Source organism: Mesorhizobium sp. 113-3-3 (assembly GCF_016756495.1).
GTDB lineage: Bacteria > Pseudomonadota > Alphaproteobacteria > Rhizobiales > Rhizobiaceae > Mesorhizobium.
On sequence record NZ_AP023243.1, the window covers coordinates 40684 to 56047 of the forward strand.

Below are 15364 nucleotides of genomic sequence, written 5' to 3' on the forward strand. Positions count from 1 at the left end.
CGCATGCCTTTACTCCGCCTCGTTGGCCGCGTCGGCGTTGAGCTGGCCGTACTTCTCCTCGCCGATCGAGGCGAGAAGGTCGAGCTGCGTCTCGAGGAAGTCGATGTGACCTTCCTCGTCAGCCAGCAGGTCCTCAAACAGTTTCATCGTCACGTAATCACCAATCTCGTGGCAGATCTCGCGGGAACGCTTGTAGGCCGTGCGCGCGTCATATTCGCCGGCAAGGTCGGATTCGAGCACCTCCTTGACGTTCTGCCCGATGCGCAGCGGCGCCACGGACTGCAGGTTCGGATGGCCTTCAAGGAAGATGATGCGGGCGATGAGCTTGTCGGCGTGGTGCATCTCCTCGATCGATTCTGCCCGCTCCTTCTTGGCCAGCTTCGTGTACCCCCAATCCTCCAGCAGACGGAAATGCACCCAATACTGATTGACCGCTCCGAGCTCCAGGAAAAGAGCCTCGTTAAGCCGCTCGATGATCTGAATTTCGCCTTTCATGGGTTCTGCTCCCGTATTGGACGCGCAGGCCTCTGACGCGATCCAGATGTGAAACGACATCCACGCCGCTCGCCTCCGAGCGGGCGTGGTAATTTTCGGTGACCCGAATGATCGTTTCGACCACATTTGGGAAGCAGCCGCAACAGCGGCCACGCTTCTGCATCGAGTGGTAGACCTTGGCCGGAACGATAAGTTGCCAGGGGTCCTGGTCCAGCAGCCCGACGATCGTCTGCTCGATCTCCCTCTCGGTGATGATGTTGCAATGGCAGATCAGCATTTACAGTGCCCGGATGGCTGACGGCGCCTCCCGCGCCGTGTGGCTTGTTTAGGTCCCGGAGCCCATTCCGGAGCCGATTATCAGCTTCGAACCAGGCTCCAGGTTTCGGCGCTTACTTGAACACCTTGTCAGGTGCGTCGAGGCTGTCGGAGCCCTCGAAGGCGATGGCATTGAGTTTCAGCGAGCCGACGGCGCGTTCGATCGACTTTGTCTGGTCGATCAGGGCGTCGATCGCCGCCTGCACGGTGGCGTTTCCTGCCGTGTTGCCCTCGGCGATCTGCTGGTCGTAGGCCTCGCCGGCTTCCGCCCGCACCTTGATTGCTTCCATCCTGGCGACGGTGACATCGAGCTTGTCGGACAGTTCCTTGTCGATCGCCGGATCGGCGGCCTTGACCATGTCATGCACCGAAGCTCCGGAAACGACGGTACCGTCGAGGCGCGTGTAATTGGCAATGTAGGCGGCCCGGATGCCGATCGCGTCATAGAGATGCGAATTGTAGGTGTTGTCGGAGAAGCAGTCATGCTCCTCTTCCGGGTCGTGCAGCAACAGGCCGAGCTTCATGCGTTCGCCGGCCAGTTCGCCGTAGGACAGCGAGCCCATGCCGGTGAAGATGACCGAGATCGCCGTGTTCGGCTCGCCCTCGACCAGGTTCTTGCGCGCCGCGCCGTCTTCCTTCCAGTCCTTGACCATCTTCTGCAGATCCGAAACCAGAAGGGTCGTTGCTGATTTCAGGTACTCGGCACGGCGATCGCAATTGCCGCCGGTACAATTCTTGAGATCGTAGTCGGTGTAGGGTCGCTCGCCGGCGCCCGGGCCGGTGCCGTGCAGGTCCTGGCCCCAGAGCAGGAATTCTATAGCGTGATAGCCGGTGGCGACATTGGCCTCGACGCCGCCGGCTTGCTGCAGCGTGCCGGAGAGGAATTCCGGCGAAAGCTTCGAGGCATCGACCTTCTTGCCGTTGATCTCGATTTCCTTGTTGGCGATCACATTGGCCGTATAGAGCGAATTCGTGTCCGATTCCGTACCGTAGCTCTTGGCCACATAGTCGATCAGGCCTTCATCCAGCGGCCAGGAATTCACCTCGCCTTCCCAGTCGTCGACGATCTTGTTGCCGAAGCGGTAGACCTCGGTCTGCTGGTAGGGGACGCGCGCGGCCTTCCAAGCTTCGCGGGCGGCCTTGAGCGCTTCCGCCGAAGGCTTGGCGAGCAGCACGTCGACCGCCTTGTCGAGCGCCTGCGCCGTGGTCAGCGAATCCTGGTATTTGGCAAGCGCGATATCGGAATAGGTCTTGATGACCGCTTTCGCGTCGGTTTCCGCCTTGGCAGGCAGCACAAACACCGCCGCCGTCAGCAGCGCCGTGGCACCAATCGCCGCCAGCCTGCCGCCATATCGTGCTGTCATTATCGGTCTCCAGTTTTTCGGAAATTCCATAAGCGGCGCGCGCGGCGACCGGCGTTGGGCCATGTCGTTGCCAAAAGCGCCAAGACTTGCCGCGTCACTGCGCGGTTCGGGGAAGAAAGACACCAAAATGCCTCCAATCGAACGGGTTCAAGGCCCAGACATCAAAGGGATGCGCCATTGCGCAGGCTTCCATAAAGCTTCGACGTCGGCGGAAGTCAACGAAAATCTACGGGAAAAGCCAATTGAAACAATAGTTTAGAATTATTCTAAACTACAACAGTCAACTTTATGCCCTGGCTGTACCGACTTCGCCGCCGAACTGTACGATTGACAGCCACCGTTCCGGGTGCGACCCGCAAACGCTCTCTTGTGGCGGCGCCAGACAATTGCCGCTTGCCGAGAGATCCTAGGGTCGAATCAGGATTTGGGACGCAATGAAGAACGGCGTGGTCATTGTCGGTGCGGGTCATGCGGGCGTGCAAGCGGCCGCCAGTCTGCGCGAGGACGGTTATGACGGACCGGTGATCCTCGTCGGTGACGAGAACGAACTGCCCTACCACAAGCCGCCGCTGTCGAAGACCTTCATCAAGGATGCCGAGGCCAAACCGCAACCGCTTCGGGGCGAGGCCTTCTATACCGGCAGCGCCATCGACTACCGGCCGGGCGTGCGGATCGAGCGTATCGATGCCGGAGGCCGCAGCCTGGAGATATCAGGCGGCGGCACGCTTGCCTTCGACCATCTGATCCTGGCAACCGGATCGCGCCCGCGCGTCCTGCCGCTGCCTGGCTCGGATCTGTCGGGCGTTTTGTCGCTGCGTTCGCTGGCCGATGCGCGGCTGATCCGCGAATTGAGCGCTCAGAGCGAAGATGTCGTCATCCTCGGCGGCGGCTTCATCGGGCTGGAGATCGCCGCGACGCTGCGGGCGGCCGGCCGCACGGTGACGGTGGTGGAAGCGGTCGACCGGCTGCTCGGCCGCGCCGTAGCGCCGGTGGTGGCAAGCCATGTCCGCCAGCGCCTGGAAGCGACCGGCGTGCGCATCCTCACCGGCACCTCGATTGCAAGGCTCGAAGGCGAAAACGGCCATGTCACTGCCGCGATCACTTCGTCAGGTGAAAGGTTGCGGGCGCGTATGGTCATCGTCGGCATCGGCGCCGTGCCTAATGTCGAACTGGCGCAGGAAGCCGGCCTTGCTGTCGCCAACGGCATCCGTGTCGATCACCAAATGCGCAGTTCCGTGCCAGAAATCCTGGCCATCGGCGACGCCGCCTCCTACCGGCACTGGTTCACCGGCGGCGATTTGCGGCTGGAATCGGTGCAGAACGCTACCGACCAGGCCCGCCTTGCGGCGCGCACCATAACTGGCCATGCGGACGGCTATTCTGCGGTGCCGTGGTTCTGGTCCGACATTGGCGACATGAAATTGCAGATGGTCGGACTGACCGCCGGCGGCGACAGCCACGTCGTGCTGGGCGACCTGCCCGAGAACAAGTTCTCCATCTATCACTATGCCGGCGACCGGCTGCTCGGCATCGAATCCGTCAACCGGCCCGGCGACCACATGCTTGGCCGCAAGATGCTGGGCGCCGGTTTCTCACCGACGCCGGAAACGGTGGCGGCTGGACCGGATGAGCTGAAGGCGGCACTGGCAGCGTTTCAAGACATGGAACCGGCCAAGGCCAGAGCGTAGGATTGCCAATTTTTGCCATAGGCCATAAAATGGCCGAATGAGCACCATGAATATCTCACTGCCCGACAGCTTGAAGCATTTTGTCGATCAGCAAGTGACGGATCGCGGCTACGGCACGAGTAGCGAGTATGTGCGCGAGTTGATCCGCCACGATCAGGACCGTCAACATCTGCGCGGTCTCCTGCTTGAGGGTGCATCATCGGCGCCGGGTGCTCCCGTTGATGATGACTATTTCGCCGCGCTGCGAGAACGAGCGCAGGGCCAATAATTTAAGTGGCCACAAAGGCAATTCTTCCTCGAAGCATTGCTCTGCGGGACGTCGGGGACGCTGTTGACTACTATGCGCGCGAAGTTGGTTCGCATGTGGCATTGGGCTACGTCGAAGCGCTTCAAAACGCCTACAAGCTGATCGCGAGCCATCCAGGATCTGGCTCTCTTCGATTTGCCTACGAAATCGGATTGCCTGGTCTGCGCAGCGTGCAACTCAAGCGCTATCCATATCTGGTCTTCTATCTGGAGCAGCCAGACCATATCGATGTGTGGCGGGTGCTGCATGCCAAGCAGGACATTCCCGCTTGGCTACAGAGCCCCTGACGGTACTTACCCTCCCCCTTGTGGGGAGGTCGCTGCGAAGCAGCGGGGTGGGGGTCGGCGCCAAGCCCCCACCCGGACCTGCGGTCCGACCTCCCCACGAGGGAGAGGTAAAGAGGTTCAGGCAGCGCAGACTTCGCGGATCGAGCTTTCCAGGATGTCGAGCGCCTCGTTCATGACCTCGTCCTGGATGGTGATCGGCGCGAGGAAGCGGATGACGTTGCCGTAGACGCCGCAGGTCAGCAGGATCAGACCCTTGTCGAGCGCCTTCAGCCGGATGGCGTTGGCGATCTCGGCCGAGGGCAGGCCCTTCTTGACGTCGTTGAACTCGACCGCGTTCATGAAGCCAAGGCCCCTGATGTCGACGATCTCGGGCACGTCGTCGCGGATCGACTGCAGGCGCTGCTTCAACCGCGCGCCCAGCGTGTTGGCGCGGTCGCACAGCTTTTCGTCCTCGATCACGTCGAGAACCGCGTGCGCGGCGGCAACGCCGATCGGGCTCCCGCCATAGGTGCCGCCGAGGCCACCGGGGCCGGGCGCATCCATGATCTCGGCGCGGCCGGTGACGGCCGACAACGGGAAGCCGCCAGCCAGGCTCTTGGCCATGGTGGTGATGTCGGCGGCGACTTCATGGTGATCCATGGCGAACATCTTGCCGGTGCGGGCAAAGCCGGTCTGCACCTCGTCGGCGATCAAAAGCATGCCGTGCTGGTCGCACAGCTTACGCAGCGCACTCAGGAATTCGCGCGGCGCCTCGTAGAAGCCGCCCTCGCCCTGCACAGGCTCGACGATGATGGCGGCGACGCGGGCCGGATCGACATCGGCCTTGAACAGCCGGTCGAGCGCGGCCAGCGAATCGGCAACCGATACACCGTGCAGCGGCACCGGGAACGGCGCGTGGTAGACGTCGCCCGGCATGGCGCCGAAGCCGACCTTGTAGGGCACGACCTTGCCGGTCAGCGCCATGCCCATGAAGGTGCGGCCATGGAAGCCGCCGGCGAAGGCGATGACCGCCGGGCGTCCGGTGGCGTTGCGGGCGATCTTGATGGCGTTCTCGACCGCCTCGGCGCCGGTGGTGACGAAGATCGTCTTCTTCTCGAACTTGCCGGGCAGCATGGCGTTCAGCCGCTCTGCCAGCCGCACATAGCTCTCATAGGGCACGACCTGGTGGCAGGTGTGGGTGAAACGGTCGAGCTGTGCCTTGACCGCTTCGATCACCTTGGGATGGCGGTGGCCGGTGTTGACGACGGCGATGCCCGAGGAGAAGTCGATGTAGCGGCGGCCCTCGACGTCCCAGATTTCCGAATTCTCAGCCCGGTCGGCGTAAATCTGCGTGGTCATGCCGACGCCGCGCGAGATCGACTGGTTCTTGCGTTCGGAAATGGCTGAATTCTTCATGATATCCCTCATCGGGCCGGCGCCCGTCCTCGTTGATCAGATGTCTTCTGACCTTATTTCACGTTTTCCTCAAGTCGGCACCACCGGCGGGCGATTGGGCCTGCGGCGGGAAGATCCCGCCCTTAACCAGTCGGGCGATACGCGTACGAGGCCGGTTTCCTTTTTCCGGGGATCGATTATCCTCCTGACATCCGCGAGGCGTCGCGATCAGCGAGCGACCCGCGGCTGGGGGAGCCCATGAGCAGGAACGCGACATCGTCCGTCTCGCCGCCATCCGTCAGAACCTCCCGCCTTTTGTCATTTCCAATCGCCTCGGCAATGTGCCTCTGCGCAGCCGCATCGCTGCTGGCCGGCTGCCAGAAGCAGGAAGCGGCGGACAAGAAACTGCCGATCATGGTGCGCACCGAAACGGTGGCGATGGCCGACTATGCGCCGAGAACCTCGCTGACCGGGGTGATCGCGGCGCGCACGCTGAACAATCTGTCGTTCCGGGTTGGCGGCCGCATTGCCGAGCGGCTTGTCGATGTCGGCCAGCATGTCGACCAAGGCGCGGTGCTTGCCCGTATCGATCCGCAGGAGCAGCAATCCGATCTGCGCTCCGCACAAGCCGATCTTGACGCAGCAAAAGCGCAGCTGACCCAGTCCGCCGCCGCCTTCGAGCGGCAGAAGACGCTGCTTGCCCAGGGCTTCACCACCAGACGCGACTATGACGCCGCAGACCAGGCGCTGAAGGTAGCGCAAGGCAGCGTCGATGCCGCGCAGAGCGCATTCGCCAACGCCCAGCAAAACCTGTCCTTCACCGAGCTCAAGGCGGGCGCGCCCGGCGTCATTACCGCCCGCCAGGTCGAAGCCGGTCAGGTGGTGCAGGCGGCACAGACCGTCTTCACGGTCGCCGAGGACGGTGACCGTGATGCGGTGTTCAACGTGCAGGAGACGCTGGTCGCCAAGACGCCGGCCTCGCCGGCGGTGACGATCACGTTGTTGTCCGACCCGCAGGTGAGGGCAACAGGCAAGGTGCGCGAAATCTCGCCGGCGGTCGACCAGGCCTCCGGCTCAATCCGGGTCAAGGTCGGCATTGCCGACACGCCAGCCGGCATGCCGCTGGGGGCAGCCGTCATCGGCTCGGTCAGCGCCAAGCCGGCGAAGGCGATCCTGCTGCCCTGGCAAGCGCTGACATCCAGCGCCGGCAAGCCGGCGGTCTGGATCGTCGATCCCTCGACCAAGGCGGTGACAACGGCGCCGGTCGAGGTGCTGGCCTTCGATTCGGGCACGGTCGTCATCGCCGGCGGACTGAATGAGGGCCAAAGCGTCGTGACCGCGGGCGGGCAGTTGCTCAGTCCTGGCCAGACGGTCGAAATATCGGGAGCGGGCCAATGAACCGGCTGCCGCACGTCATGCTTGGCCTGTTCGCCCTTGGCGCGCTCGCCGCCTGCTCGAAGTCGGAGCAAAAGCCGCCGGAGGTCATCCGGCCGGTGCTGTCGGTCGTGGTAGAGCCGCGCACCACGCAAACCTTCGGCTTTGCCGGCTCGGTCGAGCCGCAGGTCAGCGCCGACCTTGCCTTCCGCCTGCTTGGCCGTGTCGTCTCGCGCGACGTCAAGGTCGGCGATATCGTCAGCAAGGGCACGACGATCGCCGCGCTCGACCCGACCGCACTGGATCTGGCCGTCCAGGCCGCCCAGGCCGAGCTCTCCAATGCCGAGGCACAGTTCGCCAACGCGGCCGCCAGCGAGGAGCGCCAGCGCCAGCTGCTCGCCTCGGCCAACGCCACGCAGGCCGTATTCGATGCCGCGCAGCAGGCACGCAAGGCCGCGGAAGCCAATGTCGAGCGAGCCAAGGCTGCGCTGGCCAAATCGCAGGAGCAGCTTGGCTATGCCAGGCTGTTCTCGGATTTCGATGGCGTCGTCACCGCGGTCGGCGCCGAGGTCGGGCAGACCGTCTCGGCCGGCCAGACGGTCGTCACCGTGGCGCGCTCGGACCTGCGAGAAGCCGTGGTCGATATTCCCGACCAGCTGACCGGCGATCTGACGGCCGGCACGCCGTTCCAGGTCATCCTGCAATCGCTGCCGACGATCGAGACCCAGGCCAAGCTGCGCGAGATCGCGCCGCAGGCCGAAGGCTCGACGCGCACCCGGCGCGTCAAGCTGACGCTCATCGATCCGCCGCAGGCCTTCCGGCTCGGCTCGACGGTGACGGCGACCCGCATGACCAAGGTGGCGCCGACGATCGAACTGCCGATGTCGGCGCTGCTGGAAAAGAACGGTGCGGACAAGGTGTGGATCGTCGACCCGCAGACATCGAGTGTGAGCACGAAAGAAATCAAGGTGGCTGCCAAGGGTGCCGCGACCTTCATCGTCGCCGAGGGACTGGAGGCCGGCATGCGCGTGGTCACGGCGGGCGTCCACAGCCTGAGCGAAGGCCAGAAGGTCAAAGTGCCGGAGGGTGGCGTCTGATGAAGGGCTTCAATCTCTCCGACTGGGCGCTCAGCCACCGCTCCATGGTCTGGTATTTCATGCTGGTCTTCGTGGTGGCCGGCATCTTCTCCTACCTCAATCTCGGTCGTGAGGAAGACCCCAACTTCACCATCAAGACGATGATCATCCAGGCCAACTGGCCGGGCGCGTCGGTCAAGGAGACGGTGCAGCAAGTAACCGACCGCATCGAGAAGAAGCTCGAGGAACTCGACAGCCTCGACTATACCAAGTCCGTCACCACGGCCGGCCAGACCGTCATCTTCGTCAACCTGAAGGACACCACCAAAGCGCGCGATGTCGTGCCGAACTGGCTTCAGGTGCGCAACATGGTCAACGACATCAGGGCGCAGTTTCCGCAAGGCGTGCAGGGGCCGTTCTTCAATGACCGTTTCGGCGACGTCTACGGCAACATCTACGCCTTCACCTCGGACGGGCTGACGCCGCGCCAATTGCGCGATTATGTCGAGGATGTCCGCACCAAGATCCTGACCGTGCCGAATGCCGGCAAGGTCGATCTCGTCGGCGCACAGGACGAAGCCATCTATCTCGAATTCTCGACGCGCCAGATCGCCGCCCTTGGCCTCAACCAGCAGGCGATCGTGGCAAGCCTGCAGGCGCAGAACGCGATCACGCCGTCCGGTGTCATCCAGTCCGGCCCCGAACGCATCAGCGTGCGCGTCGGCGGCCAGTTCACCTCCGAGGACAGCCTTCGCGCCATCAACCTGCGCGTCAACGACCGCTTCTTTCGGCTGAGCGACGTGGCGACGATCACGCGCGGCTATGCCGATCCGCCGACGGCGCTGTTCCGCTTCAACGGCCAGGACGCGATCGGGCTCGCCATCGGCATGAAGCCGAACGCCAATCTGCTGCAGTTCGGCGAGGCGCTGCATGAGGAGATGAACAAGGTGCTGGCCGACCTGCCGGTCGGCGTCGGCGTGCATCTGGTGGCCGACCAGCCGGTCATCGTCGAGGAGGCCGTCTCGGGCTTTACCCGCGCCCTGTTCGAGGCGGTGGCCATCGTGCTCGCGGTGTCGTTCATCAGCCTCGGCATGCGCGCCGGCTTCGTCGTCGCGCTGTCGATCCCGCTGGTGCTGGCCATCACCTTCACGGTCATGGCCTATCTCGGCATTTCGCTGCAGCGCATTTCGCTCGGCGCGCTGATCATCGCGCTCGGCCTTTTGGTCGATGACGCCATGATCGCCGTCGAGATGATGGTGGCGCGGCTGGAGGTCGGCGACAACCTGCGCAAGGCGGCGACCTATGTCTACACCTCGACCGCCTTTCCGATGCTGACCGGCACGCTGGTGACCGTCGCCGGCTTCATCCCGATTGGCCTCAACTCGAGTGCCGCCGGTGAATACACCTTCACGCTGTTCGTCGTCATCGCCGTGTCGCTTCTGGTGTCATGGATCGTGGCGGTGCTGTTCGCGCCGCTGCTCGGCGTCACCATTCTGCCGGCGACGATGAAGACCAAGCACCACGACCAGCCGGGACGCTTCACTTCGTTGTTCCGGCGCGTGCTTGTCGGCTCGGTGCGTCACCACTGGCTGACGATCATCGCCACGGTGCTGTTGTTTGCCGCCTCGATCGCCGGCTTCGGCCTCGTCCAGCAGCAGTTCTTCCCGCCCTCCGACCGACCCGAGCTGATCGTCGACTGGAACCTGCCGCAGAATTCCTCGATCGCCGAGACGCGCGACCAGATGCAGCGCTTCGAGCAGCGGGCGCTGGTCGGCAATCCCGACATCGACCATTTCTCGTCCTATATCGGCCAGGGCGCGGTGCGCTTCGTGCTGGCCTACGACGTGCAGCCGGCCAACCCCTATTTCGGCCAGACAGTGATCGTCACCAAGAGCCTCGAGGCGCGCAACCGGGTCAAGCCGGCGCTGGAGAAGCTGTTGCGCGAGGAGTTCGTCGGCACCGACGCCTTCGTCAAATTGCTCGAGCTCGGACCGCCCGTCGGCCGTCCGGTGCAGTACCGTGTCAGCGGTCCCGATATCCAGACCGTGCGCGAACTGGCACAGCAATTCGCCGGCGTGATCTCGGCCAATCCGAAGCTGGCGGCACCCACTTTCGATTGGAACGAACCGCAGCGCGTGCTGCGGGTCGACGTGCTGCAGGACAAGGCGCGCCAGCTCGGGATCACCTCTTCCGATATCGCCAGCGCGCTCAACAGCACGGTCGGGGGCGCCACCATCACGCAGGTGCGCGACGCCACCTATCTGATCAATGTCGTGGCGCGCTCACGCGACGCCGAACGCGGCTCGATCGGGACGCTGCAGAACATGCAGCTGCCGACCAGCACCGGCGAGGCCATCCCGCTCGCGGCGGTAGCCAACTTCCGCTACGAGCTCGAGCAGCCCACGGTGTGGCGGCGCGACCGCATCCCGACGATCACCGTGCGCGCCGGGCTGGTCGGCGACACGCTGCCGGCCACCGTGGTCAACGAGTTGAAGCCATCGGTCGATGCCTTCATCGCCAAGCTGCCGCCGGGCTATTCGGTCGCGACCGCCGGCTCGGTCGAGGAAAGCGCCAAGAGCCAGGGTCCGATAGCGGCCGTGGTGCCTCTGATGCTTTTCGTCATGGCCACCATCCTGATGATCCAGTTGCAGAGCTTCCAGCGCCTGTTCCTGGTGGTGGCGGTGGCGCCGCTCGGGCTGATCGGCGTGGTGGCTGCCCTGGTGCCGAGCAGGGCGCCGCTCGGCTTCGTCGCCATCCTCGGCGTGCTGGCGCTGATCGGCATCCTGATCCGCAACTCGGTCATCCTGATCGTGCAGATCGAAGACCTCGTCGCCGAGGGCAAGGACCGCTGGGCGGCCGTCATCGAGGCCACGGAACATCGCATGCGGCCGATCGCGCTGACCGCGGCCGCGGCGAGCCTGGCACTCATCCCGATCGCGCGCGAAGTGTTCTGGGGACCGATGGCCTACGCCATGATGGGCGGTATCATCGCCGGTACGGCGATCACGCTGCTGTTCCTGCCGGCGCTTTATGTGACGTGGTTCCGGATCAAGGAGCCGAAGCAAGGGGACAAATCAACCGCTCCGGAGAACGGCGAACTGGCGCAAAGTTCGACTTAAGACCCTGCCGTATCACTCGTTATCGTTGGAGGGTACAGGGAGCGATTTGGCGCGCTGCCACGGCGACGATTTGGAAGTACGCCAAGCATGCCAACCTTTTGGCAAATCAGCCAATTCCAGGATGCTCTCATCCCTCTGAAGCACATTTTGGAGGCTGACGAGCATTATCTCGCGTTCATCGCGATTTTGCGTGTCGCTGCTGTGAAATTGCCAACTGCCGCCTTCATCATTGCAGACATCGTCGTCGTCAGCTTCATGCACGACGTATGCGATCCAGTCGTCAGATTTGAATATGCTCCTGTCCGATAGCACCGCGACGTTGGGTGGATCTGCAAACTTCCATTCCACCATGGAATTCCCCGAAGACGGTTGGTCTGTGCACAGGAAGAACAAACTCAGGCGGTTCTCACAAACCCCTCGCTCGCCCTGAGCAGATTGCGCGTATAGTCCTCCGTCACGCGGTGCGCGACAAGTTGCGCCGCCGTGAGATTCTCCACCGCCTGGCCGCTTTGCATCACCATCAGCCGCTCGCACATATGGGTGATGATGGCGAGGTCGTGGCTGACCATCAGGAAGGTCAGCTTGCGCCGCCGGCGGACCTCTTCCAGCAGGTTGAGCACTTCGGCCTGCACGGAGGCATCGAGCGCGGAGGTCGGCTCGTCGAGCAGCAGGATGGACGGCTCGAGGATGAGCGCACGTGCGATCGCCACGCGCTGGCGTTGGCCGCCCGACAATTGGTGCGCATAGCGGAAGCGGAAACCGTTGCCGAGGCCGACTTCGTCGAGCGCGCGTTCGATGCGCTTTTCGCCGTCGGCAAAGCCGTGGATGGCAAGCGGCTCCTGCAGCAGGCGGTCGACGGTCTGGCGCGGGTGCAGCGAGCCATACGGATCCTGGAAGACCATCTGCACTTCGCGGTAAAAGGCCTTGTCGCGGCGCGCGCCAAGCGTCTTGCCATTGACGGTGATGCTGCCCGAAGCGACCGGCGCAAGGCCGGCGATCGCCCTGAGCAGCGTCGATTTGCCGGAACCGCTCTCGCCGACCAGGCCGAAGGACTCGCCTGACCTGACCTCGAGGCTGACGCCTTTCAGCGCGCGAAACCGGTCGAAGATCACTTCCAGCCCGTCGATGGTGATCGCAGCCGTCATGCAGCCCACTCCGGCTTGCGGTCGAGCACCGGCAGCGGGTGGCGCTCGAAGCCGATCCTGGGCATGCAGTTGAGCAGGCCGCGCGTGTAGGGATGCTGGGCCTGGCCGAGTTCGGAGGCCTTGAGCTGCTCGACCACCTTGCCGGCATACATGACGATGACGCGGTCGCAGAAGGACGACACCAGGCGCAGATCATGCGAAATGAAGATCAGCCCCATGCCACGATCGCTGACCAATTTATCGAGGATGCCGAGCACGTCGAGCTGCACGGTGACGTCGAGCGCCGAAGTCGGTTCGTCGGCGATCATCATTTCCGGCCCGGCGATCAGCATCATGGCGATCATGGCGCGCTGGCCCATGCCGCCGGACACTTCGTGCGGATGCAGGTCGAAGACGCGTTTGGGATCGCGGATCTGCACCGCCTCCAGCATGGCCAGCGCCCGTTCGCGCGCCTCGGCCTTGGAGACCTTTTCATGCGTGCGCAAAGTCTCGACGATCTGGCGGCCGATGCTCATCACCGGGTCGAGCGAATATTTCGGATCCTGCAGGATCATGGCGATGCGGTTACCCCGCAGCGCCCGACGCTGGCGTGGCGAGATGCCGAGCAGGTCGATGCCGTCGAAAGCCAATTTCTTCGCCGATATCCTGGCCTGCGGGGGCGTCAGGCCCATAATGGCGCGGCCGGTCTGCGACTTGCCCGAGCCGGACTCGCCGACAATGCCGAGGCGTTCGCGGCCGAGCGTAAAGGAAACGCCGCGCACGGCCTGGACCAAGCCGGTGCGGGTCGGAAAATCGACCCGAAGATCGTCGACTTCAAGCAGCGTGCCGCTCATTGGTCACCGCTCCGGGGATCAAGCGCGTCGCGCAGGCCATCGCCAAGCAGATTGAAGCCCAGGCTGACGATGAGGATGGCGAAGCCTGGGGCGCCGGCGACCCACCATTGATCGAGGATGAAGCGGCGGCCGGACGCGATCATCGTGCCCCATTCGGGTAACGGCGGCTGCGCGCCGAGGCCGAGGAAACCGAGGCCTGCGGCGGTGAGGATGATGCCGGCCATGTCGAGCGTCACGCGCACGATCAGCGAGGAGATGCAGAGCGGCATGATGTGGCGCAGCACGATGCGGAAGGGCGAAGCGCCCATCAGCTGCACCGCCTTGATGTAATCGGAATTGCGCACCGTCAGCGTTTCCGCGCGGGCTATTCGCGCATAGGGCGGCCAGGAGGTGATGGCGATGGCAAGCACGGCATTCTCGATCCCCGGGCCGAGCGCCGCGACGAAGGCCAGCGCCAGAACCAGCTTCGGGAAGGCGAGGAAGATATCCGTGATGCGCATCAGTATGGCATCGGTCCAGCCGCCGGCGTAACCGGCAACGGTGCCGACCAGCAAGCCGATGGGCGCGGCGATGATGGCGACCAGGATGACGACATAGAGCGTCCAGCGCGAGCCGTAGAGGATGCGCGACAGGATATCGCGGCCGAGGTCGTCGGTGCCGAACCAATGCTCGGCGCTCGGCGCCAGTAGCCGCGCGTTCTTCAGGTCGCCGAATGTCGGCGAATAGGGCGCCAGCACGCCGGCGAGCGCGGCAATGACCAGCAAGGCGATGATGATCAGCAGGCCGACAAAAGCCAGCCGGTTGGCGGAAAAGCGCCGCCACGCGACATAGGCACGGCCAAGCCTTGCCTGCATGCGCGAGGCCGGCCGCTCGCTGAGCAGCCAGTCTCGACGGCTCTGGATGGTGTCTGTGCTCATCCTGTCTTCGTCCTCGGATCGAGCACGCGGTAGAGAAGATCGGACAGAAGGTTGATGCCGATGAAAACCGAGCCGATGACGATGGTGCCGCCGAGCACGGCGTTCATGTCGGCATTCTGCAGCGAATTGGTGATGTAGAGGCCGATGCCCGGCCAGGAGAAGACGGTCTCGGTCAGCACCGAGCCTTCGAGCAGCCCGGCATAGGAAAGCGCGATCACCGTGACCATCGGCACCGCTGCATTGCGCAGCGCATGGCCCCAGATGATGCGGGTTTCCGACAGGCCCTTGGCGCGCGCGGCGACGATGTATTCCTGTGCCAGTTCGTTGAGCATGAACGAGCGCGTCATGCGGCTGATATAGGCGAGCGAGAAATAGCCGAGCAGCGAGGCAGGCAGGATGATGTGGCGGAAGGCATCCCAGAAGACATCCCACTGCCCCTGCATCGCCGAATCGAGAAGGTAGAATCCAGTGATCGGCGTGAAGGTGTATTCGTAGACGACGTCGAGGCGGGCCGGAAAAGCCACCCATTGCAGCTTGGCATAGAACAGAACGAGACCAAGCAGGCCGAGCCAGAAGATCGGCACGGAATAGCCGATCAGGCCGATGACGCGCACGATCTGGTCGATGATGCTGCCGCGTCTGACCGCGGCCAGCACGCCGAGCGGCACGCCGAACAGCGCGCCAATCAGCGTCCCCAGTGTCGCCAGTTCCGTGGTCGCCGGAAGCGCGCGGCGAATGTCGGTCATGACCGGGTTGGTGGTCAGCACCGAGGTGCCGAAATCACCGCTCAGGGCATTTTTCACATAGATGTAGAACTGCTCGATCAGCGGCAGGTCGAGGCCCATCTCGCGGCGCGTGCGCTCCACCACATTGGCCGGCGCCCGGTCGCCGAGCACCGCCAGCACCGGATCGATCGGGATGACGCGGCCGATGAAGAAGGTGACCGCGAGAAGACCAAGATAGGTCGTCACCGCGATGACCAGGAAACGGCCAATCGCCGACGCAATAGCGACGGCGCGGGCGCCACCGCGCCCGCTCTCGTTTTCAACCGCGCTCATGCGGCGCGTCCG

At 63.9% G+C, this 15364-nt stretch carries 15 protein-coding genes; 6 read left to right on the forward strand and 9 right to left on the reverse strand.

Annotation, left to right across the window (positions count from 1 at the left end):
• Nucleotides 1–9 precede the first annotated feature (9 nt).
• The 3 genes from bfr to JG746_RS00210 all read right to left on the reverse strand — a co-directional run bounded on the left by bfr (nt 10) and on the right by JG746_RS00210 (nt 2174).
• The gene (gene bfr, locus JG746_RS00200) at nt 10–495 is read right to left on the reverse strand and encodes a bacterioferritin (protein WP_096453290.1); all 486 of its coding nucleotides are present in this window, start codon (nt 493–495) and stop codon (nt 10–12) included.
• Entirely contained in the window at nt 461–772 is a 312-nt protein-coding gene (locus JG746_RS00205; protein ID WP_202356348.1) for a (2Fe-2S)-binding protein, read from the reverse strand. Before JG746_RS00205 ends, bfr begins: the two co-directional genes overlap by 35 nt.
• Nucleotides 773–884: 112 nt before the next feature.
• Entirely contained in the window at nt 885–2174 is a 1290-nt protein-coding gene (locus JG746_RS00210; RefSeq protein ID WP_202356349.1) for an imelysin family protein, read from the reverse strand.
• A 434-nt stretch (nt 2175–2608) separates the two neighbouring features.
• On the opposite strand from JG746_RS00210, the gene JG746_RS00215 reads away from it, so the two are divergent.
• From JG746_RS00215 to JG746_RS00225, 3 genes are read left to right on the forward strand one after another with little or no spacing between them, the layout of a single operon-like run.
• A complete protein-coding gene (locus JG746_RS00215) occupies nt 2609–3862 on the forward strand; it encodes an NAD(P)/FAD-dependent oxidoreductase (RefSeq protein ID WP_202356350.1) in 1254 nt (417 codons plus the stop codon).
• 37 nt (nt 3863–3899) lie between these two features.
• On the forward strand, nt 3900–4130 hold the full coding sequence (locus JG746_RS00220; protein ID WP_202356351.1) for a type II toxin-antitoxin system ParD family antitoxin: 231 nt from the start codon (nt 3900–3902) through the stop codon (nt 4128–4130).
• Between the two features lie 5 nt (nt 4131–4135).
• Nucleotides 4136–4456 (forward strand): type II toxin-antitoxin system RelE/ParE family toxin, encoded by a 321-nt coding sequence (locus JG746_RS00225; RefSeq protein WP_202356352.1) that lies wholly within the window; start codon nt 4136–4138, stop codon nt 4454–4456.
• Nucleotides 4457–4573: 117 nt separating this feature from the next.
• Here the strand turns inward: JG746_RS00225 and JG746_RS00230 are convergent, their stop codons facing one another.
• Nucleotides 4574–5851, reverse strand: coding sequence for a 4-aminobutyrate--2-oxoglutarate transaminase (locus tag JG746_RS00230; protein WP_202356353.1), 1278 nt, complete (start codon nt 5849–5851; stop codon nt 4574–4576).
• A 237-nt stretch (nt 5852–6088) separates the two neighbouring features.
• Here JG746_RS00230 and JG746_RS00235 point away from each other — a divergent pair, with 237 nt between their 5' ends.
• The 3 genes from JG746_RS00235 to JG746_RS00245 are packed head-to-tail and all read left to right on the forward strand — an operon-like array spanning nt 6089 to nt 11399.
• Complete coding sequence (locus JG746_RS00235) at nt 6089–7228, forward strand: efflux RND transporter periplasmic adaptor subunit (protein ID WP_202356354.1); 1140 nt, start codon at nt 6089–6091, stop codon at nt 7226–7228.
• The gene (locus tag JG746_RS00240; RefSeq protein ID WP_202356355.1) at nt 7225–8301 is read left to right on the forward strand and encodes an efflux RND transporter periplasmic adaptor subunit; all 1077 of its coding nucleotides are present in this window, start codon (nt 7225–7227) and stop codon (nt 8299–8301) included. Before JG746_RS00235 ends, JG746_RS00240 begins: the two co-directional genes overlap by 4 nt.
• Nucleotides 8301–11399 (forward strand): efflux RND transporter permease subunit, encoded by a 3099-nt coding sequence (locus JG746_RS00245; protein WP_274609318.1) that lies wholly within the window; start codon nt 8301–8303, stop codon nt 11397–11399. The genes JG746_RS00240 and JG746_RS00245 overlap by 1 nt, the downstream gene beginning before the upstream one ends.
• 12 nt (nt 11400–11411) lie before the next feature.
• Here the strand turns inward: JG746_RS00245 and JG746_RS00250 are convergent, their stop codons facing one another.
• From JG746_RS00250 to JG746_RS00270, 5 genes are read right to left on the reverse strand one after another with little or no spacing between them, the layout of a single operon-like run.
• Entirely contained in the window at nt 11412–11750 is a 339-nt protein-coding gene (locus tag JG746_RS00250) for an immunity protein Imm33 domain-containing protein (protein ID WP_202356356.1), read from the reverse strand.
• Between the two features lie 44 nt (nt 11751–11794).
• Nucleotides 11795–12544, reverse strand: coding sequence for an ABC transporter ATP-binding protein (locus tag JG746_RS00255; RefSeq protein WP_202356357.1), 750 nt, complete (start codon nt 12542–12544; stop codon nt 11795–11797).
• Nucleotides 12541–13377 carry an ABC transporter ATP-binding protein gene (locus JG746_RS00260; RefSeq protein ID WP_202356358.1) on the reverse strand — a complete coding sequence of 279 codons (837 nt, stop codon included), beginning with the start codon at nt 13375–13377 and terminating at the stop codon, nt 12541–12543. Before JG746_RS00260 ends, JG746_RS00255 begins: the two co-directional genes overlap by 4 nt.
• On the reverse strand, nt 13374–14294 hold the full coding sequence (gene nikC / locus JG746_RS00265) for a nickel transporter permease (protein ID WP_095198405.1): 921 nt from the start codon (nt 14292–14294) through the stop codon (nt 13374–13376). The genes JG746_RS00260 and nikC overlap by 4 nt, the downstream gene beginning before the upstream one ends.
• Nucleotides 14291–15352 carry an ABC transporter permease gene (locus JG746_RS00270; protein ID WP_202356359.1) on the reverse strand — a complete coding sequence of 354 codons (1062 nt, stop codon included), beginning with the start codon at nt 15350–15352 and terminating at the stop codon, nt 14291–14293. Before JG746_RS00270 ends, nikC begins: the two co-directional genes overlap by 4 nt.
• Nucleotides 15353–15364 lie beyond the last annotated feature (12 nt).

Coding starts and splice junctions, on each gene's coding strand:
- JG746_RS00260 (WP_202356358.1), bottom strand. CDS start 13,377: ATGAGCGGCACGCTGCTTGAAGTCGACGATCTTCGGGTCGATTTTCCG.
- JG746_RS00235 (WP_202356354.1), top strand. CDS start 6,089: ATGAGCAGGAACGCGACATCGTCCGTCTCGCCGCCATCCGTCAGAACC.
- JG746_RS00220 (WP_202356351.1), top strand. CDS start 3,900: ATGAGCACCATGAATATCTCACTGCCCGACAGCTTGAAGCATTTTGTC.
- JG746_RS00215 (WP_202356350.1), top strand. CDS start 2,609: ATGAAGAACGGCGTGGTCATTGTCGGTGCGGGTCATGCGGGCGTGCAA.
- JG746_RS00255 (WP_202356357.1), bottom strand. CDS start 12,544: ATGACGGCTGCGATCACCATCGACGGGCTGGAAGTGATCTTCGACCGG.
- JG746_RS00270 (WP_202356359.1), bottom strand. CDS start 15,352: ATGAGCGCGGTTGAAAACGAGAGCGGGCGCGGTGGCGCCCGCGCCGTC.
- nikC (WP_095198405.1), bottom strand. CDS start 14,294: ATGAGCACAGACACCATCCAGAGCCGTCGAGACTGGCTGCTCAGCGAG.
- JG746_RS00230 (WP_202356353.1), bottom strand. CDS start 5,851: ATGAAGAATTCAGCCATTTCCGAACGCAAGAACCAGTCGATCTCGCGC.
- JG746_RS00245 (WP_274609318.1), top strand. CDS start 8,301: ATGAAGGGCTTCAATCTCTCCGACTGGGCGCTCAGCCACCGCTCCATG.
- JG746_RS00240 (WP_202356355.1), top strand. CDS start 7,225: ATGAACCGGCTGCCGCACGTCATGCTTGGCCTGTTCGCCCTTGGCGCG.
- JG746_RS00210 (WP_202356349.1), bottom strand. CDS start 2,174: ATGACAGCACGATATGGCGGCAGGCTGGCGGCGATTGGTGCCACGGCG.
- JG746_RS00250 (WP_202356356.1), bottom strand. CDS start 11,750: ATGGTGGAATGGAAGTTTGCAGATCCACCCAACGTCGCGGTGCTATCG.
- JG746_RS00205 (WP_202356348.1), bottom strand. CDS start 772: ATGCTGATCTGCCATTGCAACATCATCACCGAGAGGGAGATCGAGCAG.
- bfr (WP_096453290.1), bottom strand. CDS start 495: ATGAAAGGCGAAATTCAGATCATCGAGCGGCTTAACGAGGCTCTTTTC.